Origin of the sequence: Pseudoalteromonas sp. H71, from assembly GCF_001468485.1 — a bacterium.
Lineage (GTDB): Bacteria > Pseudomonadota > Gammaproteobacteria > Enterobacterales > Alteromonadaceae > Pseudoalteromonas.
Genome location: NZ_LODI01000013.1, coordinates 1 through 26,836, shown reverse-complemented (window position 1 = coordinate 26,836; position 26,836 = coordinate 1). Strand labels below are relative to the sequence as shown.

Sequence of the window (26,836 nt, the reverse complement as noted above, 5' to 3'; positions counted from 1 at the left end):
GAGTAACAAGCCAATTTGCAGCTTTTTATACAAGCCTTGAGCCTAAATATTTACATACAAAAAAGCCGCTGTAGAAAGCGGCTCTTATTTCAAGTGCTTAATTTTACTTTAAAACAGCCCAATCAATTACAGATTCAGCTTTTATCGGTACTACTTCAGAATCACCAAGCGTATAACTTGCAGGCACAGTCCAAGGCGACTTTTGCAATGTAATTGTATCGCTATTGCGCGCTAAACCATAAAAGTCTGGGCCGAAGTGGCTTGCAAAACCCTCAAGCTTATCTAAAGCACCTGCTTCTTCAAAAGCTTCTGCGTAAAGCTCAATAGCAGCATGAGCCGTGTAAGCTCCCGCACAACCGCACGCAGCTTCTTTCTTGTCTTTATAATGAGGCGCTGAGTCAGTACCTAAAAAGAACTTTTTACTGCCACTAATAGCTGCAGCCATAAGTGCCTGTTGATGAATGTTACGTTTTAATATTGGCAAACAGTAATAATGAGGACGGATTCCCCCTGCTAACATGTGATTACGGTTGTACAATAAATGGTGTGCAGTAATCGTTGCCGCTACATTACTCGGCGCATTATTCACAAAATCAACCGCATCTTTCGTTGTTATGTGCTCCAGTACAATTTTAAGCTCTGGAAAGTCGTTAACTACATCCCCTAAAATGGTTTCTAAAAATACTTTCTCTCTGTCAAAAATATCAATTGATGAATCAGTTACTTCACCGTGAACAAGTAAAAGCATACCAACATCTTGCATAGCACTAAGCACTGAATATATATTTTTGACAGAAGTTACGCCAGAATCAGAATTGGTTGTCGCGCCAGCAGGATAAAGTTTAGCAGCAAAGACTTTGCCTGATGCCTTAGCTTTAATTATTTCTTCAGGTGTTGTTTTATCTGTAAGATATAAAACCATCAATGGTTCGAAGTTCCCTTGTGGCTTAGCTGCCATTATACGGTCTCTGTACGCTAAAGCAGTATCAGTACAGGTTGCTGGAGGAACCAGATTTGGCATTATAATAGCACGCCCCATATAGCGGCTAATATCTCGCACCGTATCTTTAAGCTGATCACCATCGCGTAAATGCACATGCCAATCGTCAGGTCGGGTAATTGTTAACGTTGTTACAGGGGTTGTATTATTACTGGTCATTACTTCATTCCACAGCTGAATTTATGTGATCATAGGCATATGATCTTTTCGAGTAAAGATTTTATTAAAAATAATCAATGACTGATTTGCCCCATATTATTTACAGCTTTGTTAAAACGTTTATCGTTTTATTTTGTAGAAGCGTTAATATTAGGTTAACGTAGTTATGTGTGTATAAAAAGAATAAATAATTTACCTATGTCGAACGATATCGATACCTCTAAAGCGCTTGAATTAAAAACAGATCAACTCAGTATCATAAATCAGTTTTCATCAAGCCTATTACAACTCGACACATTAGATGAGCTATTTGAATATGTAACGACTCAAGTTGTGAATCGTCTTGGATTTGTTGACTGTGTTATTTACCTCGCTGATGACTCTGCGTCTAAGCTAATCCTTGTTGCGTCTATGGGAGTCGATCGCCAAAGATACAAATACAAAGCCCAACGTAAAGTAATCAATTTTAATGAAGGTATATCAGGGTTTGTAGCAACCACAAAAAAGGCAATAATTCTGGGCGATGTCACAAAAGATAGCCGCTATATTGCAGACGAACGCCCTGCTCAATCAGAGCTTTGCGTGCCTCTAGTACATAAAGACCGTATTCTAGGTGTTATTGATTGTGAACACCCGGCTATGAACTATTTTACTAATGCGCACCTCGAAATATTAACAACAGTGGCACATCTTTTAAGCGCTAAAATAAACCAAGTCAACATTGTCAACAGCCTTCAATCGACTGTAGAACAATTGAACGATGCACAAAAGCTTGAAAACAGTCTTCTTCAAATAGCTAACTTAACCTATAAAGCCAGTGACTTAGATACATTTTTTGAATCTTTACACACTATTATTAATAGCTTATTACGAGCCGATAACTTTTTTATTGGGCTATACGATAAGCAAATCGACATTCTCGATATTGTTTACATTGTTGAAGCCGGAATACAAACAAACACACATCAAAAAATCTCCAAAGAGCAGCTTAAAGACACCGCGTCTTACTTTCTATTGCAAACAGATCAAGCCATGTTGTTAACAAAACAAGACTATATTGATCATATCGAGCAAGGTAATTTCAAATTAATTGGTCGCCAGGCTGAATCCTGGTTAGGCGTACCATTTAAAGCCAATGAACGTATGAGTGGGGTAATTGTTGTGCAAAGTTACCATGAAGCACATCATTATAATGAACACGATAGTTCACTGCTTACCTACGTGAGTAGGCAAATAAGCATGGCAATTGATAGACAGTTGGCTAGGCAGGAGCTTGAACACAAAGCTTTACATGATGGATTAACAGGGCTTGCTAATCGCTCTTTACTGATAGAAAGAATTAAGCATGCAATTTTACGCTTAACGCGTGTAAAAAAAGGCACTGTTCATGCCCTACTTTATTTAGACTTTGATCGATTTAAAAGCATTAATGACGCGCTCGGCCACGAAGTTGGCGACCATTTTTTAATTAAAATTTGTGAATTGATAAAAGGCACCGTTCGCAACACTGATACTTTCTCACGTTTGGGTGGCGACGAGTTTGCTATTTTAATGGAAAACATAACTCATCGTAATCAAGTCAAAGAAGCGCTCAACCGTATACAAGAAGCGCTCTCTCAACCAATAAATGTTGATGGCCATTTATTGCAAGCCTCAACCAGTATAGGGATTGCCTATACCGATAACGTTGACGATAAAGCCTACCTCTTATTGCAACAAGCAGATGCTGCTATGTACGAGGCTAAATCAACAGGGCGTGGGCAAGTTAAATTTTTCAACAATACAATGAGAAAAAAACTCAAAACCCACGCCGACATCGAAAATGATTTACAACTTGGTATTGAACAAAATGAATTTGAGCTCTATTTTCAGCCCATTTTTACTATTTTAGAAAGCCACGTTATTGGCTTTGAGGCACTTGTTCGTTGGCACCATCCTAAAAAAGGATTTGTTTCTCCCAATGACTTTATTCCTATCGCAGAAAAAACAGGCCAAATAATTAACCTCGATTTACATCTACTCGATTTAGCCGCACAGCATATTTCAAAATGGCATCAACAAGGACACCGTTTTTTAAAAGTCACTGTGAATGTATCATCGCGTCATTTTGCAAGCCTAGATTTTGTAGCTCAAATCCATGCTATTTATAACAAATACCAGTTGCCATTAGGGTCTTTGTGCTTAGAAATAACAGAGTCTGGATTAATAGAAAACTTAGAGCTTGCCACACAAATCATTGAAGGGCTCTCGCCGCTTAAAGTAAAACTGTGTCTTGATGATTTTGGAACAGGTTACTCTGCACTAGGCTACTTACATCAGCTGCCAATTCATATTCTGAAGATAGATAAAAGCTTTATTGACCACGTACAAGATTCAACAAACCCTCTGGTTGAGGCTATTTTGTCACTCGCTAAGTCGTTAAAACTTGAAGTTGTTGCTGAAGGCATTGAGACTATTGGACAGTTAGAAACTTTACAAGCTACGCACTGTGAATACGGACAAGGTTACTTAAAATCAAAGCCAGTTACCGCACATGAAGCTATATTACTAATTAATAAACCACTTTAGCCTCAATACATAATATCACCGATAGATATTAAGCCTAGCAGCTAGGTGATGTAGGTCTTTATGTATTAAAGCTTGTTCAAGCTAGAGGACCTTTGGGGTTTGAAACCTAGCGGGCTCGATAACTTGCCCCTGCGTTATTTTATTGGCTTACATTTATTTAAGGATAAGTAAAAGCTAAGCAAAGCTTTCGCGTCCTGTTCACGCCCCCTTTCCTTCAGCCATCTAAGCAAAAAAGCGTAAATAAACTTTAGGCAGAGCGCTTTAGGCTGAACCTGTTTGGCATTATTACTACGTTAACGCTAATTTATGGAAAACAACCACACTACATAGGCTCTGCCTTGCCAAGTACCATACAGGCTGCTGCAAATTCAACCTTGAAAGATTAACAGACCTAAAGCAGCTAAAAATTTTTTAAAACAGACACATTAACTTTTCATCATGAAGTAAATTAATACAAACAATAAAAAACCAGCTTTAATCTAGCAGTTTACGCTAAAAGTAAAATTTTTAATTAAAGAAAGTATAATTATTAGCAGCTTTTGGACGTCTAGACGTTGAAACGTTTTTTATTTAGGCGTAGTATTAAATAACAATAAGTACCGCTCAATTTTTTCATGAGAATTTTTAAAGATGATTGGCATAAAACATTTAAAAACTATTGCAACTCTCAAAGAAACAGGGTCTTTAGTTAATACCGCGAGAGAATTATTTTTAACTCAGTCTGCGCTGTCGCATCAAATTAAAGATTTGGAAAACAAGCTAGACTGTCAACTGTTCGAACGTAAAACACAACCTGTTCGGTTTACGCCACAAGGAATGTTATTGCTTGAATTAGCCCATGAGATATTACCTAAAATTGAAGCCACAAAGTGCCGTTTAAAAGAAAGTTTAAATCAGCCAATTTCACAATTACGACTAAGCGTTGAATGCCATGCGTGTTTTCACTGGCTACTTCCAACAATCAAAGATTTTAATAACTTTTGGCCAGATATAAAAATTGATTATGAACGTGGTTTTAGTTACGACGCTATTCCAGATTTACTGAACGATGAATTAGACTTAGTGCTAACATCAGACATCCGTGAACCCGATAAGCTAGAGTATGCTCATTTATTCGACTTTAAGTTAAAGTTAATTGTTGCACCTGATCACGATTTAGCTAAAAAAGCGTATGTAACCGCACTTGATTTAAAAAGCGAAACCATTATTTCATACCCTATTCCGCGTGAGCGCCAAGATATATTTAAGCACTTTATTCAAAACGCCCGCTTTGACGGCACACTTAAAAATGTTGATCAAGGCTTATTAATTTTTCAGCTAGTGAGCGCTGGAATGGGAGTAGCAGCATTACCTGATTGGTTGGTTACACCATACGAAAGCCAAGGACTGATAAAATCGATTCCACTGGGTGCACTTGGTTTAACTCGCCCAATGTACTTAGCAATGAAAAAAGACATGAAAGACAACCCCGTATATCGTCACTTTTTAAATACATGCAAACTAAATAACGGTCGATAAATCATTCATTAGTGAGTAACATTACTTTAATTATTGCTTTTATGTTGCTCATTATGTTCGCTTTAAAAAAGTTAGTTGGTAGCTTGCTTATGCCACTCCCTTTGCTTGGTCTTTTTACACTTCTCGCTTTGTTTTCAGCATTCAAAGGCCGCAAATTTTCTCTAGTAATTGCATGTTTAGGTCTTTCAACATTGTTGGCAATAAGTACACCGTTTGTTGCTAACCTGATTTTAAAAAACAACGAGCCAGCAACTCTTTCTTTTCACCCATCAAAACATCCAGAATTAGACAAGATTGTTGTGCTGGGCTGCGATATAAATCCCAATCCTGCATTAAGTGCCAATAATCAATTAGGTAATTGCGCACTTACCCGTCTGGTTGAAGGGGTCAAATTGGCCAAACACTACCCAAAATCGCAGCTTATTGTTTCTGGCGGCGGTTATGAGAATATTACTAACAGCAGTTTGATGCATCAAACTGCCATTGACTTAGGCATCGATAAAAATAGGCTTATACAAAATCCATATGCCATGGACACAGCACAAGAAGCTGCGCTGCTTGCGCCAAAATTAGTTGATTTTAAAGTAGCGTTAGTAACTTCGGTATTGCATATGCCCAGAGCCCAAAGCTTGTTTTCAGTAGAAGGTATAACAAGCATTCCTGCAGCAACTGACTTTCACAATTTTGCCGCGTTTCCTCTTCATAAACAGTTCGTTCCAAATGCTCAAGCATTACTAGCTGTAACGCAATACTGCCATGAAATGATAGGAACTGCGTGGATAGCAGTACGTCGATGGTTAGACCCTGAGGCACTTTAAATACCGTGCTATCGGGCAGCTTTTAACGCGCAAGTTTGACTGGCTTGCGCTTAATGTTTGCCGCTTGAGAGAAGCAAACTCAAATATCAATACAGTAATTATGTGAGTAACGTCTTAGCTAGATTTATTTTCAAACACTAACATTATTTCACTGTATCAGTGCTTACTAATGAGTGTTTAGTCCAAAGCCGATAAAATACGACTAAAAACACGCCTAACAGTAATATACTCAGCGCAGTTAAGTTCTCTACACCTAAAGACTCAAAAGCTGCTCCAAAAGTATACCCTCCACCGACTAAAATAGTGACCCATAAAAAAGCTGAACAAGCATTTAAGGTGCTAAATAGGCGCCAAGATATGTTGGTTAACCCTATCGGGAGTGCCCCTATTGTGCGCAAACCTTTGGGGTATCGGTATAAAAATATGTAAGCCAGGCCATAACGATTTGCGAGCGCGCTTGCTGTTTTAAATAGCTGACCTATTTTGTTTGGTTTTTCTAGCCATGAAGTACCGTAGGCTCTTGCTAGGGCAAACCGTATTTCATCACCCACGTAGCCGCCCATAAAAGTAGCTACAATAACTAAATTAATATCAAGCGCACCTGTGTGAGCAGCGTAGCCTGCAAATAAAGGCAGCCAGCCACTTTTCAATGCACAATAGCCAAAGAGTAACAGATAAACAAATAAGCCGTACTGCTCGAGTAGAGCCAAAACCCCTTCCATTGTTATCCTTATAAAGTCATTTTTTATAAAACCAGTGATATATAACGAATTGGGTAATTTAAAAGATCGTTATTAGGAGTAAAACAGCTTAACTTATAACAGAGCCATTTAATTGGCCGATATTCAAATAACGTATGTGTAAAGCCGAAACAGCGTCGTAGCTCTACTCACACCAGTTTTAAAATAAATAGATAAAGTTTGCTAGAACAGCACGAGCAAACTATTGAACCATTCTTGTTTTAGTTTACACAGGGTTATCAATATCAATAAAACTCACTTCAAAACCGTACTCCTTGGCAAGCAGCTCACCCAGTGCTTTGATACCGTAGCGCTCAGTTGCATGATGCCCTGCTGCAAAAAAATCAATATTTTGTTCTCGTGAACTATGAATAGTTTGCTCTGACGCTTCACCTGTTAAATATGCATCAATACCTTGCTCAGCAGCTAAATCAATATAACCTTGGCCACCACCAGTACACAGCGCAATGGTGTGTATTTTACTTGTGCGAACTAAGCTAGTCAGTGGTGCTCGGTTTAGCACCTTAGCTATTCTAGCTGCAAATTCATCTCCATTGAGTGGTGTTTTAAGGTATCCTTTCATTGCAACACTGTTAGCCACAGGTTCAAGGCCTGTTTGTATTTCAATATCTAATAGTTTTGCAAGTTGCGCATTATTACCAATCTCTGGGTGAATATCTAAAGGAAGATGATACGCAAATAAATTAATGTCGTTAGCCAATAAAGCGGCTATTCTTCGCTTTTTCATTCCGGTAATAGGCTGAGACTCACCTTTCCAAAAATAACCATGATGAACCAAAATAGCGTCTGCTTGTTCATCAATTGCAGCGTCAATTAAAGCTTGGCTTGCTGTCACTCCGGTAACAATTTTTTTAATTTCATTTTTACCCTCGACTTGTAGTCCATTTGGGCAAAAATCTTTAATACTATGAGGCTTTAAAATGTCATTTAATAACTGGTTAAATTCTTGACGTTGCATACGTGTAACCTTACTTTGCACTGAATTTTGTGCAAATTTTGGCGTTTATTGCTTAAAAATGGAAGGAAAATCGCAAAAAATTGAAAAACTGATTCAAAATAGGTATAAATACCTTCTCTTTATCTGTGTTCACAACGTATAGGGTCTCTGATGAGCAAACTAGACAAAACAGAAGTACTATCTGCCTTTGAAGCAGCGTATGAAGCTGCCAATGGTAAAAAACCTGAAATTACAACTAAACCAGGCTGGTACAGCATCGATGGCGGAAAAAACTTACGCCTAGCTGACGTAGCTGAGCTAACTAAAGAATTAAGCAGTGGTAAAGCCACACCGGCAGCTGCTGACAAAGCGCCCGCTAAAAAAACTAAAACCAAAAAAGCTGCACCTGTTACTGCTCAGAAAAAAGCGCCGTTCACTGTTGTTACACAAAGTGAAGAAGGTTACACCGCTGAAGAATTGTGGATTGTAATCCTAGCGCGTAAAGATCATGACTGTCGCCTACCGCGCGGTGTTGTTTAATCAACATTAATGATTTTAAAAGAAACCGCGTTAAGCGGTTTTTTTATGCCTGCTCTTTGCAATACCAATTTCGCTTAATTAAATGATCTATTTTGAGGCTGAAAAAACGTGTTAATAGCAACGAGAAATTTGCTATTCACTTGCTTTAAATGAGAATTTTCACGCAGGTAACGACACGCTTAGCACCGAAAAATGATAAAGTATTATTACAGATTGGTATAATCCATAAAATAAAAAAGCGGCATTAAAGCCGCTTTTCAACAAAGTTAATTTGAGTTGTTACTTTTCAAAATAAAGCGGTTGGCGTGCTTTTTTACCGACTTCATTCATCGTTTCTGCATTAAATAAACGACCATTAATCATTGTATACTCGACTTTATCAGAGCTGCGAATATCAATTAGCGGATCGCCATCAATTACCATTAAGTCAGCCAGTTTACCTACTTCAAGTGAACCTATGTCTTTATTCAGGCCTAAATATTTAGCTGGATCGAGTGTTGATGCGCGTATGGCCTCAAGAGGCGTCATACCGCCTTGGGCAAACATCCACATCTCCCAGTGTGCACCTAACCCTTCACGTTGGCCGTGAGCACCCAAGTTAACTAATACACCTAAGTCTTGTAGCTCAGCCGACACACGTGCGTTGTTAAAATGATTGTAGTGGTGATCGGGTGCTTTAACACGACGCATAGAACGCGGTAACAGCTGATTTTTAGGTACAAATTTACTTAAACGTGGATGGTTCCACACGTCAGTTTTATCATACCAATAGTTTTCACCCCATATGCCACCATAGGCAACAACAAGCGTTGGTGTATATCCCACATCACTTTGCGACCATAGTTGTTTAATATCATCGTATATGTTTTCTACAGGAATTGAATGTTCAATACCTGTGTGTCCATCAACAACCATACTCAAATTGTGCTGTAATAACGAGCCGCCTTCTGGCACGACCATCATTTCAAGTTCACGGCCTGCTTCAACTACTTGTTGTCGCTGCTCACGACGGGGTTGATTGTATGATTTAACACTAAACGCACCTACTTTCTTTAAACGCTCTAAGTGAAATTTAGCATCTTCTAAAGAATCAATATGCGAGGTATAACCCGGCATATTCGCCCCATACAAAATAGTACCAGTAGAAAAAATACGCGGACCAACAATCATCCCTGCTTTTTGCATTTCACTGGCAGTAAATATTTCAGTGGTGTCGTTTGAAGGGTCGTGAATAGTGGTAACACCTAAGGCTAAACCTGCAAAGTTCTTCCAGTTTTGCTGAGGAATTATCTCACTGCTACCTTGAGAACCATGAGCATGGGCATCAACAATACCCGGCATAATAGTTTTGCCAGTAACATCAACTACTTCAGCATCTTTAGGTATGTTTATCTCAGAGGCTGAGCCTACGGCTTTTATATGCTTGCCATCAGTAATTATTACACCATTTTCAATGACTTTGTCACCATCCATAGTAATAATTTTACCGCCAGTTAAAGCGAACATGCCTTTTGGCTCATTCATTTTTTTACTAAAACCGATGTTTTCGCCACTTTTTACTTTAAAATCAGCCTCGCTTTTACTGTTAATCGCAAACACACCGTTTAAACTTGCATGATAAAGCTCAGGGCCTAATGACCAATAAAGTTTGCTGCTATCGGTACTCCAGCTAATACTTTCACCAGCACGAACAGATAACTGCTCTATCGGGAATTTACTGTCTTTAGGCCCAATATTTATAGCTTTTCCGCTTTCAACTAATGGGGTTACATACACTTTAAATCGCTCAGCAAAAGCGATATATTGCCCATCTGGAGACACTCTAAATTCAGTGGCATGCTCAGATTCATAAAGTTTTGATACTTTTTTACTTTCTAATTCAACAACACTTAGCGAAGGTTTTGGCCATGGGCTCATTAAATAAACATGCTCGTTATTAGCTCCAAATTGTGGTTGGTATCCACTTTTTGAAATTAATTCACTTTTGCCGCCTTTTGCGCTAACGCTGTAAACACCCGGGTTTAATGACCATTTAGGATTTAAAATACTGCCACCGCTGGCTTTGCGATAAACAACCGTTTTACCATTAGGGCTAAACGTTGGCTCTACATACTTGCCAGGCTCTTGTGTAATCGTGTCGCCTCGACCACTACGAGAAGATACAACACGAACTTGGCCTTGCTTTTCATCGTTCCACGTGGTGTAAACTATTTTTTTACCATCGCGAGAATACTGCGGAAATAATTCGAAATGATCCGTTTGTTTTGTTAAGCGCTTAATTTTTCCAGATTCTAAATCGCGTTTATAAATATAACCTAACGCTTCGAAAATAGCGGTCTCACCGTCGGGGCTTACTTGTACATTACGCAGCATTTTTACGTCAAATTCATCAGTGTCTAAATTTTGAGTAAAACGAAGTGCTGGTTGAATTTTTTTAGTGGTTTCTACTTTAAATGCAATTGGGCTGACTGATTTGTTTGTCACGTCAACGGATTGAATTTTACCGCCTGCCCAAAATACCAATTCTTTATTATCGGGTGTCCAGGCAATGGTTGGATAAACACCGTGAATTGCCCATGTTTCTTGCATATCGCGCTCGAGCTTATTGTAAAGCTGAGTGTGCTCACCTGTCGTTAAATCATAAAGATACAAACTAGTTTGAAAGTCGTCCCGCTTAATATAAGCAAGCGTTTTTCCGTCAGGTGACGGGGTTGGTCTAATTGCGCCGCCCATACCGTCAATAATTGTTTCTATTTCACCTGCTTCTCGGTCATAGCGTTTAATTTTATAAATACCCGCTACAGAATCTTTTGAATAGTGAAATGTTTTACCCGGTGTAGCATCATGAGAAAAATACACATAACGCCCATCAGGTGAAAACATTGGCTCACCTAAGTCTTTTTGATCGTTCTCGCGCTTAGTGAGTTGAATGCCTTTACCACCCGCTTTATGGTATAGCCATACTTCACCAGCACCGAGAGAACGACTTGCCGTAAAGTGTTTACGGGCAACTAAAAAATCACCATCGGGGCTCCATGCTGGGCTGTTTAATAGTCTAAACGTTTCGTTAGTTACTGCACTTTGGTTTTCACCGTTTAAATCCATAACCCAAATATTGTCGCCGCCACCTTGATCTGAAGTAAACGCAATGTGTTTACCGTCGGGACTAAAGCGAGGCTGCATTTGCCATGCTATATCTGAAGTTAATTGTTTAGCAGTACCGCCACTCATTGGCATTGTGTATATATCACCAAGTAAATCAAACACAATGGTTTTTCCATCTGGGCTGATATCAATATTCATCCATGTGCCTTGCTCTACGCTAATTTTAGCGTCAACAAATTGCCCTTTAGGAGAATCTACTTGCCATTTTTTTTCATCTTTTTTATCGGTCGATTCAGCATATGCTTGCCCAAGGGCTAATGACACTGACAAAGCCAACGCCGTATGCAGCAATTTCTTCATAACTTTCTCACTTATTATTGTTGCTGTGTGTTTTAACCGCCTGCAACAAAAACAACCAAAAGTTACCAGCGTTATTTGATAAAGCGCAGTTTATTACGTTTAATGCCAAGAAATAGGGTCAAATTGGTAGTAGTTAACCAGCAGTCTATAAATTTCTGGATCGTAGCGTCGCAGCTCTGTAGGTTTTTCGATAAAGGTTTCGGTGATCACCGCAAAAAATTCGGCCTCGTTTGTGGCGCCATAGCTATGAATAACATGAGGCATGCTATACGCTACATGACTTTTTAACTGCGTAAAGGCACGACTAAATACTCTGCCCCACTCTTTATAATCAGCCGAGCTTTTTAAAAGTGGCGTACCGGTTGTTTTACCTGTTTCCTGATCTAACTGATGAGCGAATTCATGAAACACTAAGTTGTGCCCATCACTGGGTAAACGGCTTCCTTCAAGTACATCATGCCAGCTTAATACTAGCGTACCTCCTGGCCAAGATTCACCTTGCCTCACCGTATTATGATAGCTTACTAAACCGGCACTATCACGCGTGGTTTGTGGTGCGTAGTAAGCACTTGGGTACAATAATATTTCTTTTACATTGGTATAAAGTGGCCACGGCTTATTGAGCACGAGCACACAGGCATCAGCAGCTACGATAAGTTTCATCGCAGGTGTGAGTTTTAATCCATCGCAGCCAACAAAGCGTTTTTCATTTAAAAACCAAACAATATGTCTCTCAAGTTTGGCTCTGTCAGCATCTGTCATTTTTCGGTAGATAGGCATACAGCGCAGTAAAATATCTTTTTGCTGAGAGCTTAAACCCATAGGTTGATACTTATTGCGCCAAAGGTAGGCTTGAATAGAAGGCCATTGCCAAAATATCACTACAAACAACACCAAAACGCTAATTAACAATCCATTTATCATGGCAACACCTTAATCCTGCTTATGTTTCTATAAATAGGTCCAATGCTATGGGTTTTCAACAGGCATAATAAATTTAACGATTTTTAGCGCTTATATTACCAACCCTAAAGACACTTAAAACTATCAATTTCAGTTTGTAATATTTTAATAAAGCGAGCGACGTGCAGGCCGTCCATTAGAGAATGATGCACATCAATAGCAAGTGGCATCGCGCCACTGTGTTTATTGTACTGGCCAAATACAAACTTAGGGATCCCTAAACTTTGCCCTTCGCTAAATGCATGTGAAAAAGCGCTAAAATTTAGCCAAGGTAAAACAGATATATGAATTAAGTCAGCCTGCCCCTCTGTGTTTGCAAATGCGTCGCTAAATAGCGGGTTTGACTTAGCTTGTTTGCTTACTTTTTCGCTATGGGCTGAAAACTCTTTAAAAGAGCCCATATAGTCAAAGTAACTAAATATAAAACACTCTTCCTCATCAAGCTCTACAACACTTGCGCGAGTGCTTGTAAGTAACCAAGGTGTTTGTTTAATGATGCGCAACATTATCGGTTCGTACGCATGGCATGCTTTTAATGTGCAATAAACATAAGCCTGAAAAAATGAAATGCGCTGCGCTTTACAATAGCTAAAGAGTGTTTTTGCATCTAGTTGAACACACACATTAAAGTAAGGCTGAGTGAAGTTTTTAAATAACTCAAAGTGTTGTTTACGAGGCCAGCTATCAAGGTCTATAGGCTGCATATTCGAAGTTAACGTCATTATACGTACCACACTTAATTAAAGATAAAGTGTACCGTTGTTTCATAAAAATAGCATTAATAACAAAAAGAAGGACGCAGTTGCGTCCCTCTTTTTTTGCTGAATTAAATTTAAAGTCCTTTTTCTATAATTTCTTGAGCGAGTTCATCTGCTATTAAATGCGTCGACTTTTGCTCTTTTTCGCTGCGTGCAAAAATTTCTGTTAGTGTATTAAAAATACCCTCAACGTGTTTATTAGAAGCCTCAACAGTATAACCTTCTGGCGCAGTTTCGTAATAAACATTAATAATACCACCTGCGTTTATAACGTAATCTGGCGCATACAAAATGCCTTTTTCACGTATAATTTCACCATGACGAGATTGGGCTAACTGATTATTAGCACAACCAGCAATAATGGTTGCTTTAATACGCGGTATAGTGTCATCGTTTATGGTTGCGCCTAATGCACAGGGCGCATAAACGTCTACGTCTAAGTCATAAATGTCATCAATACCAACAGCTGTTGCGCCAAAATCGTTAACAACACGATCAATTGCAACCTGATTTATATCGGTTACAAACAACTGCGCACCTGCATTGGCTAAGTGCTTACACAAGCCGTAAGCAACAGCCCCTAAACCTTGTACTGCTACTTTTATACCCGAGAAATCTTGGTGACCGCGTTGATGCTGTAGCGCAGCTTTAATACCTAAAAAAGTGCCGTATGCAGTAAAGGGAGATGGATTTCCGCTTTTGCCTTCAAGACCAAGTACGTAATTTGTTTCTTTGTTCATTAAAGCAACGTCGGCACACGTAATATTGACGTCTTCTGCTGAGTAGTAACTACCGTTTAAACGCTCTAGTTGGCGACCAAAAGCACGAAAAAGTTGTTCTGATTTAATTTCTTTGGCGTTACCAATAATTACAGATTTGCCCCCACCAAAAGGAAGTCGCGCCACTGCATTTTTGTATGTCATGCCTTTTGATAAGCGCAAAACATCATAAACTGCGTCTTCATCTTCAGCGTAATCCCACATTCTACATCCACCAACGGCAGGACCCAACTTGGTACTATGCACAGCAATAATTGCTTTTAAACCTGACTCTTTGTCCGAACAAAAAACTACTTGTTCATGATTATCAAATTCAACTTGATTAAACACAGCCACTAAAAATACTCCGAAAAATTGACCCGTGAGAGGGTGTACGCGCTGGAAATTGTCGAGACTTTATCACTTCAAGATGGTGTTCGCCACATATCAAGATGATAAAGCTAACAAACACCAAGTGCTTAAATTAAATAGTTAAAATATAACAAATTAACAACTAAAAAATTCAAAATGAATTATAAAACCACATGTTAAAACTAAAAAAGCATCACACTTCCCCCTTTACGTTTACGTTCGCGTCACCATGAATTTATTCGTAAAGTTTTTAATACACCCGTTATTAACACGTAAACTATTGTTATACATTGCTTTTAATTTAGCTAAACAGTTAACACACAACTGGTAAGATCTGTTTTTAGTCATCACCGGTTGATTTAAAATAAAAAAGCGAGCACATGGCTCGCTTTGAAATCTATGATAACAACTACTTTAACTTGCTATCCAGTTCAGCAATTTTAGCTTTCCAAATTGCTGGACCTTGCGTATGCGCATTTGCACCGTCGCTATCTACAGCAACCGTGACAGGCATATCTTCTACTTCAAACTCGTAAATAGCTTCCATACCTAAATCTTCAAACGCAACTACACGCGCTTTTTTAATTGCTTTGGAAACTAAGTACGCTGCGCCACCTACTGCCATAAGGTAAACTGATTTATGCTCCTTGATTGATTCAACCGTTGCAGGACCGCGCTCAGCTTTACCAATCATGCCAACAATGCCGGTTTTTTCTAGCATCATATCGGTAAATTTATCCATACGTGTTGCTGTAGTTGGGCCAGCAGGGCCTACTGCTTCGTCACCCACAGCGTCAACTGGGCCTACGTAGTAAATAAATTTATTATCAAAATCTACACCTTCAGGTAAACCTTCACCTGAATTGATCATATCTTGCAAGCGTTTGTGTGCTGCATCTCGGCCCGTTAAAATAGTACCTGACAGCAAAACGGTTTCGCCCATTTTCCACTCTTGAACATCATCTTTCGTCAGCGTATCTAAATTAACACGACGTGTGCCTTCGCCTACTTCAAACGTGACTTCAGGCCAATCTTCAAGCTTTGGCGCTTTTAAGTCAGCAGGACCCGACCCATCTAAAGTAAAGTGCACATGACGCGTTGCCGCACAGTTAGGGATCATAACCACAGGTTTTGATGCAGCATGCGTTGGTGCGGTTTTAATTTTTATGTCAACAACCGTTGTTAAACCACCTAAACCTTGTGCACCAATACCGAGTTTATTTGCACGTTCAAATATTTCTAGGCGCAGCTTTTCTTCTGTCGTTTCTGCTCCACGCTCCATAAGCTCGTGGATATCAACAGGATCCATCAATGACTCTTTAGCCATTACGGCTGCTTTTTCTGCTGTGCCACCAATACCTATACCCAGCATGCCTGGCGGGCACCAACCAGCCCCCATTGTAGGTAATGTTTTTTCAACCCATTCGGCTACATCGTCTGATGGATTTAGCATAACCATTTTACTTTTGTTTTCTGAGCCGCCGCCTTTTGCTGCAACCATGACTTCTACTTCGCCACCAGCAACCAAATCGATGTGAACAACTGAAGGTGTATTATCTTTTGTGTTTTTACGAGTACCAGCAGGATCTGCAACAATAGAAGCGCGAAGTGGGTTATCTGGATTCAAATACGCACGACGAGTACCTTCATCAACCATTTGTTGAACTGTTAAGTCTGTATTATCCCACTTAACATCCATACCCACTTTTACAAAACACGTAATAATACCTGTATCTTGACAAAGCGGACGCTTGCCCTCAGCCGACATGCGCGAGTTGATTAAAATTTGGGCGATGGCATCTTTAGCAGCTTTACTTTGTTCTTTGTTATAAGCTTTTTCTAAAGCTTGAACAAAATCAAGTGGGTGGTAGAACGAAATATATTGCAATGCATCTTCAATGCTATCAATAAAGTCTTGCTGACGGATTGTACTCATAATGGTTCCTTAAGTTAGCTTTACGCTTAAGCGTAATCTATACCAAACCGGTGACGGCGGTTTGTACTGTTTTAATTACAACGTTGATTTTATACTAAACGCTGCCAAAAAAATTTGACTTATGATACCCTCCCAGCCCGTTTGGAGCCAGTTCTTATAGGGGTAGTAAATGCTAAACAATAAAAATAATTGTGTAAAATTATCAATAACACAAAACTGTATTGATGTATTTTCGCATTTTTCTCACCTGCCTCATGCCGTACTCCTCGATTCAGCTGATAGCGACCATGTAAATAGTCGCTATGACATAATTGCTATAGAACCTGCTCAATTGCTTGAAGTGAGCGACAACAAAACGTTCTTCAATGGTGAACCAAGTGAGCTAACCTGCTTTGAAATAATGAATATCCATTTGCGCACACTGAGTGCCACAAAAGCTCCTTTTGATTTGCCGTTTAACGGCGGCTGGCTAGGTTATTTTGGCTACGACTTGGGTCGTACAATTGAAAAAATGCCAACCTTAGCAGAGCAAGATATAAACTTACCGCAAATGGCTGTTGGCCTTTATTTAGATGCCCTTATTTTTGATAGACAGCAAAATACTTGGTTTTATGTTTCACAACCTGATGTTGAGAGACTCTCGCTTTACGAACACTATCTAGCATCGACTCCTAATGATGCAAAGTTTGAGTTAACGTCTGATTGGCTTTCTAATATGAGCCAAGCCCAATACGCCAAAAAGTTTGCAGTAATTGAAGACTATTTAAAAAGCGGTGATTGCTATCAAATTAATTTAGCGCAGCGCTTTAAAGCCCAATATAGCGGTAACCCTTGGTCAGCGTATGTTAAATTGCGCGAGGCTAATAAAGCGCCTTTTTCAAGCTTTATTAATCATCCTGCAGGCGCTATTTTGTCTATTTCGCCTGAACGTTTTATATCAATTCAAGACAATATTGTAGAAACTAAACCAATAAAAGGGACACTTGCACGTAAAGCAGAAGCTCGCGAAGATAATGCACAAGCGTTAAAACTTGCAAACTCACCCAAAGACCGCGCAGAAAACGTGATGATTGTAGATTTACTTCGTAACGACTTAGGTAAAGTTGCCAAACCTGGCAGTGTAAAAGTGCCTTCTTTATTTGCAATTGAAAGTTTTCCGGCCGTGCATCATTTAGTAAGTACAGTAACCGCCGAACTTGATATGAATAAAACAGCCGTTGATCAACTCGAAGCCGCTTTTCCTGGGGGATCCATTACAGGGGCACCCAAAATACGCGCTATGGAAATTATAGAGGAGCTAGAACCCCACCAACGCAGTGTTTACTGTGGCTCTATTGGTTACTTAAGTGCCTGCGGTAATATGGATACCAGTATTACTATTCGTACCTTAGTTTGTTATGAGCAGCATATATACTGTTGGGCAGGCGGCGGAATCGTGGCTGATTCTAAAGTCGAATTGGAATACCAAGAGACATACGATAAAGTAAATAAAATTCTACCTTTATTAGAGAGTTGGTGATCTTGAATAGCGACTTCATTAAAACACGTTTTCAATTAAGCCCAACAGCTGCGCCAAATCAAATAAAAGATTCTCGAAATAAACGTGCCAGTGCTGTTATGCTGCCTATTATTGATGTAGCCGGGCATGCACATATTTTACTGTGTAAGCGCCCTACCTATCTACATCATCACCCAGGTGAGATTTGCTTACCCGGTGGTAAGTTTGAAGCGAATGACAAAACTCTTCGCACAACGGCACTACGTGAATTGAAAGAAGAATTAAACATTGCGCAAAAAGATGTCAATATCCTTGGCAATTTACCAGAGTACGCTACTTTGACTGGGTTTAGTATTCGTCCCTACGTATGTGTTTTGAATAAAAATACGCAGTGGATAAACGATCATAATGAAGTGCAAGCCAGCTTTTTACTTTCTGTAGGTGAGTTAAGTAATGAAGCTAACTGGCAACCTTTGCCATTTCAACGTTTTGGTAAAGAAATTATCCTGCAAGGATTTGTTACCCCCCACGGGTTACTATGGGGAGCAACCGCTAGCATTATAAAAAACTTTACAAAACAACTCGCCTTACCAGTTTAAATCTTCGTTAATAATAGTTACATGCTAACAATTCCGCGTTATTATGCTCGACCGTTCAAAGAGCAGCCTCGGGCTGAGTAAATTAATAAGAGACACACACTATGATCAGTGCATTTGATATGTTTAGCATTGGTATTGGCCCTTCGTCATCACACACCGTCGGCCCAATGCGCGCATCACGCTTATTTGTTAATGAGCTCCATGAAAAACAGCTATTAAAAAGTGTTACCGATATAAAAGTAGAGCTATATGGATCATTAGGGCAAACAGGTATAGGCCATGGTTCTGGCAAAGCGGTTGTACTTGGCTTAGCAGGCTATGACCCAGAAACAATCGATGCCGATTTAGTCGATGATATTTTATTAACTATCGAACAAGAACAAGTTATTTATTTAAACCAAACACACAAAGCCAACTTTCCTAAGCAAGGTGCTATTGTGTTTCATCGTCGTAAAACGCTCCCAAAGCATTCTAATGCAATGGAGATTATTGCTTCAAATAATGGTGAAAAGCTTTACAGCAAAGTCTACTACTCTATCGGTGGCGGGTTTATTGTTACCGACGAAGAATTTGAAAACGAAAAACAAGCAGCGCTCGATATTAGAGAAGAAAACCCAGCACCCTACCCTTTTAGTAGCGCAAAAGAACTACTTGAAATGTGTAAAGATTCTGGCCTAAGTGTGTCAAGCTTAATGATGAAAAACGAACGCACACTTCGAACCGAAGGCGCTATAAAAGATGAGTTATTTCATATTTGGCAAGTAATGAAAGCATGTATTGAGCGCGGAATGCGTACTGAAGGAATTTTACCTGGCGGTTTAAAAGTAAAACGACGTGCCCCCAGCCTATACTTAAAACTGAATATCGAAGTGAGCAACGATCCACTCAGAGCAATGGATTGGGTCGACTTATTTGCACTTGCCGTTAATGAAGAAAATGCCGCCGGTGGACGAGTGGTAACAGCCCCCACTAATGGTGCTGCTGGCATCCTACCCGCTGTGCTTATGTATTATCACACATTTGTAAAAGAAGTAGATCGTGACATTGCCACGCGTTACTTACTAACAGCCGCTGCAATTGGTATTTTATATAAAAAGAATGCGTCTATTTCTGGCGCCGAAGTGGGTTGCCAAGGTGAAGTGGGGGTTGCTTGTTCAATGGCCGCCGGAGCATTGACTGAAATTGTGGGCGGTAATGTTGTACAAGTTGAAAACGCAGCAGAAATAGGCATGGAGCATAATCTGGGTTTGACATGTGACCCCGTCGGCGGCTTAGTGCAAGTTCCTTGTATTGAACGCAATGCGATGGGAGCGATAAAAGCTATCAATGCGTCTCGATTGGCCATTCGTGGTAGTGGCGAGCAAAAGGTATCACTTGATAAAGTAATAAAAACCATGCTTGAAACAGGTAATGATATGAAAACAAAATACAAAGAAACTGCACGAGGGGGTTTAGCCGTTAACATTATTGAGTGTTAGGCCACCCCTAAACAAAAAAACCGGCTATTTAAAAATAGCCGGTTTTTTTGTTTTCAGATTCAGCGCTACTTTACAGGTAGCTCTATATCTTCAAATAACTTATCTACATCATCTTGATTGCGCAATAAACTTGCACGCTCAACGCGTTCTTTAGTTAAGTGCGGTGCAAAGCGTTCGATAAAGTCATACATATAAGTACGTAAAAAGCTGCCCTTTCTAAAACCAATTTTAGTGGTGCTTGCTTCAAATAAATGACTTGCATCAATACACACTAAATCAGTATCAGTAATTTCATCAATTGCCATTGAAGCCACTACCCCAACGCCGAGCCCCAAACGTACATAGGTTTTAATTACATCCGCATCAGTCGCGGTGAATACAATATGCGGTTCTAACCCATGGGCGCTAAATGCTTTGTCTAATTCAGAACGCCCCGTAAAACCAAATACATACGTAATTAGCGGGTATTCGGCAATATCTGCTACCGTTAAACTATTAGCTTTTTTAGCTAAAGGATGATCTTTAGCAACAACAATACTTCGGTTCCAATGATAACAAGGCAGCATAACTAAATCTGAATATAAATGAAGCGCTTCAGTTGCAATGGCAAAATCGGCATCGCCCCTTGCCGCAGCATCAGATATTTGTTGCGGTGTGCCTTGATGCATATGAAGTGATACTGCAGGGTATTTTTTCATAAACCCTTGAATAACACTTGGTAAAGCATAACGTGCCTGTGTATGCGTTGTTGCTATATTGAGTTTACCTTGATCTGGTAATGTGTGTTCGTTTGCGACGGCTTTTATACCCTCTACCTTTGAAAGTATCTCACGCGAGATATTTATAATATCTTCACCAGCACTGGTTACATGCGTTAAATGCTTGCCACTTCGCCCAAAAATTTGAACACCTAACTCATCTTCTAACATACGCACTTGTTTAGAAATACCAGGCTGTGAGGTAAATAAACTCTCAGCGGTGGCTGAAACATTTAATTTGTGATTTTGTACTTCTACGATGTATCTGAGTTGTTGTAATTTCATGGCTGCATTTTTAACGTTGTAATTTATTATAAATAAAGGCAAATTCTATAAAGCTAAATCAGTTTTACTGGAAGCGTTGATTAAGCATATAGCGTGCATTTATCGAAGTGGTGCTCAAGGCTAGCATAATAAATATACTTGAGGTAGCCATGATTAGACGAATTAATCTCATAGTCCGCATATTTAACAACAGTTAATTTACCTAATTTAAAGTTAATTCGCGCAAAACTACCCCGATAGCTTATATTTAATGTAAGATTAAAAAATTAGGTTATGAATCCGAGAATTACACCATGATCGTGTCTATTATAATTGTCCTTATAGTTGCTTTGGTTGTGATTGCACTTTGGGTAAGTGCTGTTCAGCAACACAAAGAAAAACAAGAAAATGAGCGCCGAAAAGAACTCACTAAACAAAAGGCGATCATAGAAGAAACTGAAGAAGCATTGATGAATCAGGCTAATATTCCGTTATCTGAAAACGTTATTAGAGTATTACAAAGCCGAATTGCTGAAGCACTAAAAACAATGGTTACTCATTCTCCAACTTCAAAAGCATTAAAAAGCCGTTTAGAGGAAATGAAACAGCACCTTTCTAATCCTGTTCAAGGAACTAACAGCGACTCAATGGCGTTACCAAGCAACGATAAACAACTGGTTGCGTTAATTCAGGGCATAAAAAAACTACGTGTAATACTACGCTCTGAACACAGCAAAGGGCGTATTAATAGCCAGGTTTTTACTGGTGAAGACAAACAGCTTGAAAAGCTACAACTCAAAATAAATATTGAAAGCCAAATTAAACGAGGTATTTCGGCACGTTCTGCTAGTATGGTTGGCTCTGCTAGACAATATTTTGAAAAAGCCTATGCAACGCTTAGTGCAGTGCCTTATTCAGACGAATATGTAAATGCCAAACGTCAAGAAGTAGAACGTTACCTTGAGGAAATTAGCGTTGAGCTAAAAGCGTCTAACGCAAGCGCTCTAAAAAAGAAAAACGAGCAAGAACAAGACGATTTAGATGTGCTGTTTGCCCCAAAAAAGAAATGGTAACAGCTGCTTTCCACTGAATAATATAAAAAGCCCATACATTGTATGGGCTTTTTATATTATATTAACTTTTATAACCGAAATTTGAACACTTCAACAGAAATACATAACTAAACATCACTGATAGTTATCTATCAAAATAGAAATTTAATACTTACGATAAAAACGCGAATTTAACGATGAATAACGCAGTTAATATCCACACGCTAATTGTTATGTCGCTGCGTTTACCACAAAGTAGCTTAACCGCCGTGTATGAAATAAAACCAAGTGCAATACCATGGGCAATTGAAAACGTAAGCGGAGTCATCAACAGTACAACGGCGACGGGAATTGCGTCTGTCATATCATCCCAATCTACAAACTTAAGGTTTTGTAGCATCAGTACAGCAACATACAAAATTGCGCCCGCTGTTGCATAAGCCGGTACCATATTAGCTAACGGCGCAAAAAACATCATAAGTAAAAAGCAGCAGCCAACTACAACTGCAGTTAAGCCTGTACGTCCGCCAACAGATACACCCGCAACTGACTCTATATAAGATGTAGTCGTTGAAGTACCTAACATTGCACCTGCAATAGTGGCTGAGCTATCAGCACTGAGGGCACGCCCTAAACGTGGCATGTTTCCTTTTTCATCTGCAAGACCAGCCTTTTGAGTTACAGCAACAAGCGTGCCCGACGTATCAAACAAATCGACAAACAAAAATGCAAAAATAACGCTAAGCATTGAAAGTTCTAAAGCTGCAGCAAAATCCAATTGCATAAAAGTAGGTAGGATTGAAGGAGGGGCTGCGATAATTCCTTGGTATTCAACTAAACCTAAACCAAGTGAGATAGCAGTGACCAATAATATGCTGATCAAAACCCCACTTTTAAAATCACGATATAACAATGCCGCAATAATAAAAAAACTGAATATAGCCAGTAGCGGTCCCGGAGATGTTATGTCTCCCAACTGCACAAATGTAGCAGGACTTGCCACAATAATCCCAGCATTTTTAAGGGCAATTAAGGCCAAAAACGCACCAATACCTGTCGCAATAGCCCGCTTTAACACTAAAGGAATGGCATTTATTATCCATTCTCTAACCTTAAATAAACTTAACAATAAAAAGATACAGCCCGACATAAATACTGCGCCCAACGCAGCTTGCCACGTGTATCCCATACCTAATACAACGCCGTAAGTAAAAAAGGCGTTTAACCCCATACCAGGCGCTAAGGCTAATGGATAATTGGCCCACAACCCCATAATAAAACAACCGATTGCAGCAGCTATACAAGTAGCAACAAAAGCAGCCCCTTGATCCATTCCTGCTTCTGCTAACATGGCCGGATTCACAAATACAATGTAAACCATAGTGATAAAAGTAGTCATCCCCGCAACGCATTCTCGGCGAACCGTGGACCCATTTTCGTTAATTTTAAATAAAGCTTCGAGCATAATGAACTTACAACAATAAAAAGTAGCAAGATTTTATCATAAAAAGTATATTTTTCAGGACATTTTACCTTGCGATATACTAAACTATTGAAGTAATTAACTATACCGAATGACAGCATATGATAAAAACAACACCAACCGGTCAGGATTTAGAACAGCAATTAGACAACATTTTGTCTTTTGTGACACAACCAAGTGATACTAGTTCGCCTCCTGAAAGTGATAGCTCTCAACAAACTACGCTTAATAAGGCACTCTATTATTTAAAAAATAGCCAGCCTGCCCTCGCTGCAAAATGGATGCGTTTATCGGCAATGTCTGGTGATCATCGTGGGCAATTTTATTTAGGCTTATTTTTTGTAAAAGGCCAAGGCGTTCCACAAAGCGTATTTCATGGAGTTGCATGGCTAAGTTTGTCGAGCACCCAAGGTCATGAGCCTGCTACGGTTGCGCTTGCCGATTTAAGAAAATATATAGAAACAAAACGTTTTAAAGATGCTCAATGTTATGCCGCAAGTCTATATGAACAAATTCATCAGTTACAGTATGCCCATTTAATTCCCTCCGCACCTTAGCCAGAGCCTCCAAAACTGAGCCCCTCAAGATACTGTATACAGTACTGATCTATACTTTATATTTAAAAACCCATGAAAAAATCTTTCACCCTGTACGAAAAACACTCACACACGGGCATTTCGATAAAATAAAAAACAATAAATATCAATAAGATAAATATTATTTCTAATATTTTTTAAAATAAATTCTGAATTTGTATAAAAAAATAGCAAAAAAACACTTGCGCCATAACACTGTATAAACTACTGTATACATGTACTGTATATAAACCCAGTGAGCGAGATATCATGTTACAGCCTATAACCGTAAGAACAGTAAAGAGCTATCAGCAAGACGAACTATCTGATTGTGTAAATGTTATTCAAATTGAAGATGAGATTTCTGCGACATTTGAGCTTTTAAAGGTGTTACACCAATACAACAGCTTAAGTGCATGGACTTTGTTAATCGCACCGGATCATGTTCCTAGCAAGGCTTTACTTGATTCATGCTCAATAGATACAAGTAAATTATTGGTTATTAGGCAAAAACATCTAGTGAATTTAGAGTATGTATTACGCAGCGCACTTTATAACGGTAATTTTGCAGCAGTAATTACGTGGACAGACATGTTGAACAACCAACTGTTAGCTGATTTATCTCTTGATTTAAATAAGACAACAACGAAGTTGTATTGTTTTACTAAAAATTCTAACGTTATTGATGTACCTTCTTTAAAGCAAGCTTGTTAAACTAACGTTTTAAATTTTTTTATTAATTTTATGAACTCATTAGATAACAACGCTTGCCTGTGTGGTAGTCAACAGAATTACAAAAACTGCTGTGAACCACTATTATCAGGTGATAAACAAGCAGACACACCCGAGCAGTTAATGCGCTCTCGATTTACAGCTTACGCACAAAAAAATGCTAAATATATATACCAAACTTATGCGAGTGAGAAACAAGCAGAAAACCCTGTCAAAGAAATTAAAGAGTTTGCAACTAGTTGTCGATTTATAAGCTTATCTGTTATTGATACAAACAATGATGGAGATAGAGGAGTTGTTGAGTTCAAGGCAAACTACTTTTATCAAAATCTTTACTGTGAATTACACGAGCGGTCTCAATTTATTAAAGAGCAAGACCAGTGGCGATACCTCGATGGTATTATATTTCCAGTAGCTGATATCAAAGTGGGCAGAAATGATGATTGCCCATGTGGTAGTAACAAAAAATATAAAAAATGCCATAGCGCATAAAAATCATCTTTTAATTAAAGTGCACTGGGCACCTCACTTAATAGCTATTCAATCACAACCATTTAATGTAAAGCCTTAGCAATATTTATAAATATAACTCCCTTTATAACTCGTAAGGTTTAATACTAATTCCATTCATTGAGTGGCTTATACTGGTGTTAAAAGTAGTATTACTAACAATAAAAAAGTTAACGTCTTAAAACGATATGTAATGTTTTGCATTGGTTTAAAAGCATAAAGGTTGAATGTAATCTATAGGCATAAAAAATGGGCCAATGGGCCCATTTAAATAGTTTGATATGCACAAAACTAATTATTACTCGTCGTTATCAAGGTCTAACTGTTGGCGCTGTGCAGGTCTCGCTAATATTTCTAAGTAGAAAGACGTTAATTCTTGCTTTTCAATATCGCTAATGCAGTTGCTGATTTCAGCCACATGAACCACTTGAGCATCTTCGGCCGTTTTACCGAACTTACAGTCAAACGCCCAATAATCTGCATCTTCTGGTAGAGTTTTGTTGCGCTCTCTTTTCAAATATTTTTTCACTTCATGCTTCGCAGCATCAACCATACGAGGGTATTTGATTTTCTCGTGATTTAGCGTGAATGTTTTCTTCATTACGTTCCTAATTACCTTGGTTTAATGATAACGGCATTCATGTCATACCATTTATAGCCATTATAGCAATTGCATTTAATTTTTGGATGCTTTTTTTACATTAAATCAAATTTTAGTCAATTGGGCTTTGGTGTCACCATAAAATCTTATCAATGATGGCGATAATGGTTGGAAATTATTTATGGCAACGTAAATTATGCCATCGTCAAATGTAATGGTTCTCGCTGATTTACGTCTGTTAATACATTATAAAAGCCTGCTACATCCATCTTCGGATTATCTATTTCAATTTCGTTTTTTTGTATTCGCCTGCGCACAGCAAGTTCACAATTATCTATAATGGTCAGGGGTATGTGATTTACGTCATCTCTAATCGAAAAAGGCTCGGGGTTTAAACACTGGTTTAGTTTTATATCGGCCATACCTTTATTTTCACCTACCAAGCTCAAGCGATGTGCATTAAGTTGGCCTATTAGCATATTAAATTCACTGGGCGCTAATGGTTGCTTTGGTCCTGCCCCTAATTGATCTCTTAACTGCGCTTCATCTGCGGTTGTATCTTCAGTTTCAGTTTTGGGTAAATGAAATTGACTAAAATCTAAAGCATCTTGTGAAAGCATTGCCAGCAGCAATGAAAATTCACCACGGCGGTCTGCATGTACACTTTGGTTTAACCGAGTACTTAATTGCCGCTCTGTGATTAACAAATCATCGATTTGCATAGACTTTAGCC

The 26,836-nt window shown here is 39.0% G+C and carries 23 protein-coding genes; 11 read left to right on the top strand and 12 right to left on the bottom strand.

Features of this window, described 5'->3' with window-relative positions:
• Window positions 1–103: 103 nt before the first annotated feature.
• Window positions 104–1,159: a dihydroorotase gene (gene pyrC / locus ATS71_RS07650; protein ID WP_058404291.1), complete on the bottom strand. Its 1,056-nt coding sequence runs from the start codon at window positions 1,157–1,159 to the stop codon at window positions 104–106.
• A 198-nt stretch (window positions 1,160–1,357) separates the two neighbouring features.
• Between pyrC and ATS71_RS07645 the strand changes: the two genes are divergently transcribed.
• The 3 genes from ATS71_RS07645 (at window position 1,358) to ATS71_RS07635 (ending at window position 6,063) form a co-directional block, all read left to right on the top strand.
• The gene (locus ATS71_RS07645) at window positions 1,358–3,727 is read left to right on the top strand and encodes a bifunctional diguanylate cyclase/phosphodiesterase (RefSeq protein ID WP_058404290.1); all 2,370 of its coding nucleotides are present in this window, start codon (window positions 1,358–1,360) and stop codon (window positions 3,725–3,727) included.
• Window positions 3,728–4,357: 630 nt separating this feature from the next.
• Complete coding sequence (locus ATS71_RS07640; RefSeq protein ID WP_058404289.1) at window positions 4,358–5,245, top strand: LysR substrate-binding domain-containing protein; 888 nt, start codon at window positions 4,358–4,360, stop codon at window positions 5,243–5,245.
• Window positions 5,246–5,298: 53 nt separating this feature from the next.
• Window positions 5,299–6,063: a YdcF family protein gene (locus ATS71_RS07635; RefSeq protein ID WP_235591440.1), complete on the top strand. Its 765-nt coding sequence runs from the start codon at window positions 5,299–5,301 to the stop codon at window positions 6,061–6,063.
• Between the two features lie 143 nt (window positions 6,064–6,206).
• Here the strand turns inward: ATS71_RS07635 and ATS71_RS07630 are convergent, their stop codons facing one another.
• Entirely contained in the window at window positions 6,207–6,785 is a 579-nt protein-coding gene (locus tag ATS71_RS07630; protein ID WP_058404288.1) for a DedA family protein, read from the bottom strand.
• A gap of 244 nt (window positions 6,786–7,029) precedes the next feature.
• Entirely contained in the window at window positions 7,030–7,782 is a 753-nt protein-coding gene (locus ATS71_RS07625; protein WP_058404287.1) for a Nif3-like dinuclear metal center hexameric protein, read from the bottom strand.
• A 150-nt stretch (window positions 7,783–7,932) separates the two neighbouring features.
• Here ATS71_RS07625 and ATS71_RS07620 point away from each other — a divergent pair, with 150 nt between their 5' ends.
• On the top strand, window positions 7,933–8,301 hold the full coding sequence (locus tag ATS71_RS07620) for a hypothetical protein (protein WP_058404286.1): 369 nt from the start codon (window positions 7,933–7,935) through the stop codon (window positions 8,299–8,301).
• 279 nt (window positions 8,302–8,580) lie between these two features.
• Here ATS71_RS07620 and ATS71_RS07615 read toward each other — a convergent pair whose 3' ends face one another.
• The 5 genes from ATS71_RS07615 to ATS71_RS07595 all read right to left on the bottom strand — a co-directional run bounded on the left by ATS71_RS07615 (window position 8,581) and on the right by ATS71_RS07595 (window position 16,553).
• Complete coding sequence (locus ATS71_RS07615; protein WP_058404285.1) at window positions 8,581–11,766, bottom strand: amidohydrolase family protein; 3,186 nt, start codon at window positions 11,764–11,766, stop codon at window positions 8,581–8,583.
• 99 nt (window positions 11,767–11,865) lie between these two features.
• Window positions 11,866–12,690, bottom strand: a complete 825-nt coding sequence (locus ATS71_RS07610) for a M90 family metallopeptidase (RefSeq protein ID WP_058404284.1) — start codon at window positions 12,688–12,690, stop codon at window positions 11,866–11,868.
• Window positions 12,691–12,794: 104 nt separating this feature from the next.
• The gene (locus ATS71_RS07605; protein WP_082653609.1) at window positions 12,795–13,433 is read right to left on the bottom strand and encodes a CatA-like O-acetyltransferase; all 639 of its coding nucleotides are present in this window, start codon (window positions 13,431–13,433) and stop codon (window positions 12,795–12,797) included.
• Between the two features lie 128 nt (window positions 13,434–13,561).
• Window positions 13,562–14,602, bottom strand: a complete 1,041-nt coding sequence (locus ATS71_RS07600; RefSeq protein ID WP_058404282.1) for a Leu/Phe/Val dehydrogenase — start codon at window positions 14,600–14,602, stop codon at window positions 13,562–13,564.
• Window positions 14,603–15,026: 424 nt separating this feature from the next.
• Entirely contained in the window at window positions 15,027–16,553 is a 1,527-nt protein-coding gene (locus ATS71_RS07595; RefSeq protein ID WP_058404281.1) for a fumarate hydratase, read from the bottom strand.
• 169 nt (window positions 16,554–16,722) lie between these two features.
• On the opposite strand from ATS71_RS07595, the gene pabB reads away from it, so the two are divergent.
• From pabB to ATS71_RS07580, 3 genes are all read left to right on the top strand, one after another.
• Complete coding sequence (gene pabB, locus ATS71_RS07590) at window positions 16,723–18,072, top strand: aminodeoxychorismate synthase component I (protein WP_058404280.1); 1,350 nt, start codon at window positions 16,723–16,725, stop codon at window positions 18,070–18,072.
• A gap of 2 nt (window positions 18,073–18,074) precedes the next feature.
• Window positions 18,075–18,650: an NUDIX hydrolase gene (locus ATS71_RS07585; RefSeq protein WP_058404279.1), complete on the top strand. Its 576-nt coding sequence runs from the start codon at window positions 18,075–18,077 to the stop codon at window positions 18,648–18,650.
• Window positions 18,651–18,751: 101 nt separating this feature from the next.
• Entirely contained in the window at window positions 18,752–20,128 is a 1,377-nt protein-coding gene (locus tag ATS71_RS07580; protein WP_058404278.1) for an L-serine ammonia-lyase, read from the top strand.
• A 65-nt stretch (window positions 20,129–20,193) separates the two neighbouring features.
• Here ATS71_RS07580 and cysB read toward each other — a convergent pair whose 3' ends face one another.
• Window positions 20,194–21,171: an HTH-type transcriptional regulator CysB gene (gene cysB, locus ATS71_RS07575; RefSeq protein ID WP_006792362.1), complete on the bottom strand. Its 978-nt coding sequence runs from the start codon at window positions 21,169–21,171 to the stop codon at window positions 20,194–20,196.
• A gap of 293 nt (window positions 21,172–21,464) precedes the next feature.
• On the opposite strand from cysB, the gene ATS71_RS07570 reads away from it, so the two are divergent.
• Window positions 21,465–22,223, top strand: a complete 759-nt coding sequence (locus ATS71_RS07570; protein ID WP_058404277.1) for a hypothetical protein — start codon at window positions 21,465–21,467, stop codon at window positions 22,221–22,223.
• A gap of 151 nt (window positions 22,224–22,374) precedes the next feature.
• On the opposite strand, the gene ATS71_RS07565 is transcribed toward ATS71_RS07570, so the two are convergent.
• A complete protein-coding gene (locus ATS71_RS07565; RefSeq protein ID WP_171034634.1) occupies window positions 22,375–23,667 on the bottom strand; it encodes an NCS2 family permease in 1,293 nt (430 codons plus the stop codon).
• Window positions 23,668–23,786: 119 nt separating this feature from the next.
• Here ATS71_RS07565 and ATS71_RS07560 point away from each other — a divergent pair, with 119 nt between their 5' ends.
• From ATS71_RS07560 to ATS71_RS07550, 3 genes are all read left to right on the top strand, one after another.
• Window positions 23,787–24,242 carry a tetratricopeptide repeat protein gene (locus ATS71_RS07560; RefSeq protein ID WP_058404276.1) on the top strand — a complete coding sequence of 152 codons (456 nt, stop codon included), beginning with the start codon at window positions 23,787–23,789 and terminating at the stop codon, window positions 24,240–24,242.
• Between the two features lie 288 nt (window positions 24,243–24,530).
• Entirely contained in the window at window positions 24,531–24,974 is a 444-nt protein-coding gene (locus ATS71_RS07555) for a SulA-like leucine-rich domain-containing protein (protein ID WP_058404275.1), read from the top strand.
• Window positions 24,975–25,004: 30 nt separating this feature from the next.
• Window positions 25,005–25,484: a YchJ family protein gene (locus ATS71_RS07550; protein WP_058404274.1), complete on the top strand. Its 480-nt coding sequence runs from the start codon at window positions 25,005–25,007 to the stop codon at window positions 25,482–25,484.
• Window positions 25,485–25,800: 316 nt separating this feature from the next.
• Here ATS71_RS07550 and ATS71_RS07545 read toward each other — a convergent pair whose 3' ends face one another.
• Window positions 25,801–26,103, bottom strand: a complete 303-nt coding sequence (locus ATS71_RS07545; protein ID WP_058404273.1) for a DUF6172 family protein — start codon at window positions 26,101–26,103, stop codon at window positions 25,801–25,803.
• A 194-nt stretch (window positions 26,104–26,297) separates the two neighbouring features.
• On the bottom strand, window positions 26,298–26,825 hold the full coding sequence (locus ATS71_RS07540) for a VC2046/SO_2500 family protein (RefSeq protein ID WP_058404467.1): 528 nt from the start codon (window positions 26,823–26,825) through the stop codon (window positions 26,298–26,300).
• Window positions 26,826–26,836 lie beyond the last annotated feature (11 nt).

What these genes read in the sequence shown, in the direction of transcription:
- pyrC (WP_058404291.1), bottom strand. Translation starts at nt 1,159, where the DNA reads ATGACCAGTAATAATACAACCCCTGTAACAACGTTAACAATTACCCGA.
- ATS71_RS07645 (WP_058404290.1), top strand. Translation starts at nt 1,358, where the DNA reads ATGTCGAACGATATCGATACCTCTAAAGCGCTTGAATTAAAAACAGAT.
- ATS71_RS07640 (WP_058404289.1), top strand. Translation starts at nt 4,358, where the DNA reads ATGATTGGCATAAAACATTTAAAAACTATTGCAACTCTCAAAGAAACA.
- ATS71_RS07635 (WP_235591440.1), top strand. Translation starts at nt 5,299, where the DNA reads ATGTTCGCTTTAAAAAAGTTAGTTGGTAGCTTGCTTATGCCACTCCCT.
- ATS71_RS07630 (WP_058404288.1), bottom strand. Translation starts at nt 6,785, where the DNA reads ATGGAAGGGGTTTTGGCTCTACTCGAGCAGTACGGCTTATTTGTTTAT.
- ATS71_RS07625 (WP_058404287.1), bottom strand. Translation starts at nt 7,782, where the DNA reads ATGCAACGTCAAGAATTTAACCAGTTATTAAATGACATTTTAAAGCCT.
- ATS71_RS07620 (WP_058404286.1), top strand. Translation starts at nt 7,933, where the DNA reads ATGAGCAAACTAGACAAAACAGAAGTACTATCTGCCTTTGAAGCAGCG.
- ATS71_RS07615 (WP_058404285.1), bottom strand. Translation starts at nt 11,766, where the DNA reads ATGAAGAAATTGCTGCATACGGCGTTGGCTTTGTCAGTGTCATTAGCC.
- ATS71_RS07610 (WP_058404284.1), bottom strand. Translation starts at nt 12,690, where the DNA reads ATGATAAATGGATTGTTAATTAGCGTTTTGGTGTTGTTTGTAGTGATA.
- ATS71_RS07605 (WP_082653609.1), bottom strand. Translation starts at nt 13,433, where the DNA reads ATGCAGCCTATAGACCTTGATAGCTGGCCTCGTAAACAACACTTTGAG.
- ATS71_RS07595 (WP_058404281.1), bottom strand. Translation starts at nt 16,553, where the DNA reads ATGAGTACAATCCGTCAGCAAGACTTTATTGATAGCATTGAAGATGCA.
- pabB (WP_058404280.1), top strand. Translation starts at nt 16,723, where the DNA reads ATGCTAAACAATAAAAATAATTGTGTAAAATTATCAATAACACAAAAC.
- ATS71_RS07580 (WP_058404278.1), top strand. Translation starts at nt 18,752, where the DNA reads ATGATCAGTGCATTTGATATGTTTAGCATTGGTATTGGCCCTTCGTCA.
- cysB (WP_006792362.1), bottom strand. Translation starts at nt 21,171, where the DNA reads ATGAAATTACAACAACTCAGATACATCGTAGAAGTACAAAATCACAAA.
- ATS71_RS07570 (WP_058404277.1), top strand. Translation starts at nt 21,465, where the DNA reads ATGATCGTGTCTATTATAATTGTCCTTATAGTTGCTTTGGTTGTGATT.
- ATS71_RS07565 (WP_171034634.1), bottom strand. Translation starts at nt 23,667, where the DNA reads ATGCTCGAAGCTTTATTTAAAATTAACGAAAATGGGTCCACGGTTCGC.
- ATS71_RS07560 (WP_058404276.1), top strand. Translation starts at nt 23,787, where the DNA reads ATGATAAAAACAACACCAACCGGTCAGGATTTAGAACAGCAATTAGAC.
- ATS71_RS07555 (WP_058404275.1), top strand. Translation starts at nt 24,531, where the DNA reads ATGTTACAGCCTATAACCGTAAGAACAGTAAAGAGCTATCAGCAAGAC.
- ATS71_RS07550 (WP_058404274.1), top strand. Translation starts at nt 25,005, where the DNA reads ATGAACTCATTAGATAACAACGCTTGCCTGTGTGGTAGTCAACAGAAT.
- ATS71_RS07545 (WP_058404273.1), bottom strand. Translation starts at nt 26,103, where the DNA reads ATGAAGAAAACATTCACGCTAAATCACGAGAAAATCAAATACCCTCGT.
- ATS71_RS07540 (WP_058404467.1), bottom strand. Translation starts at nt 26,825, where the DNA reads ATGCAAATCGATGATTTGTTAATCACAGAGCGGCAATTAAGTACTCGG.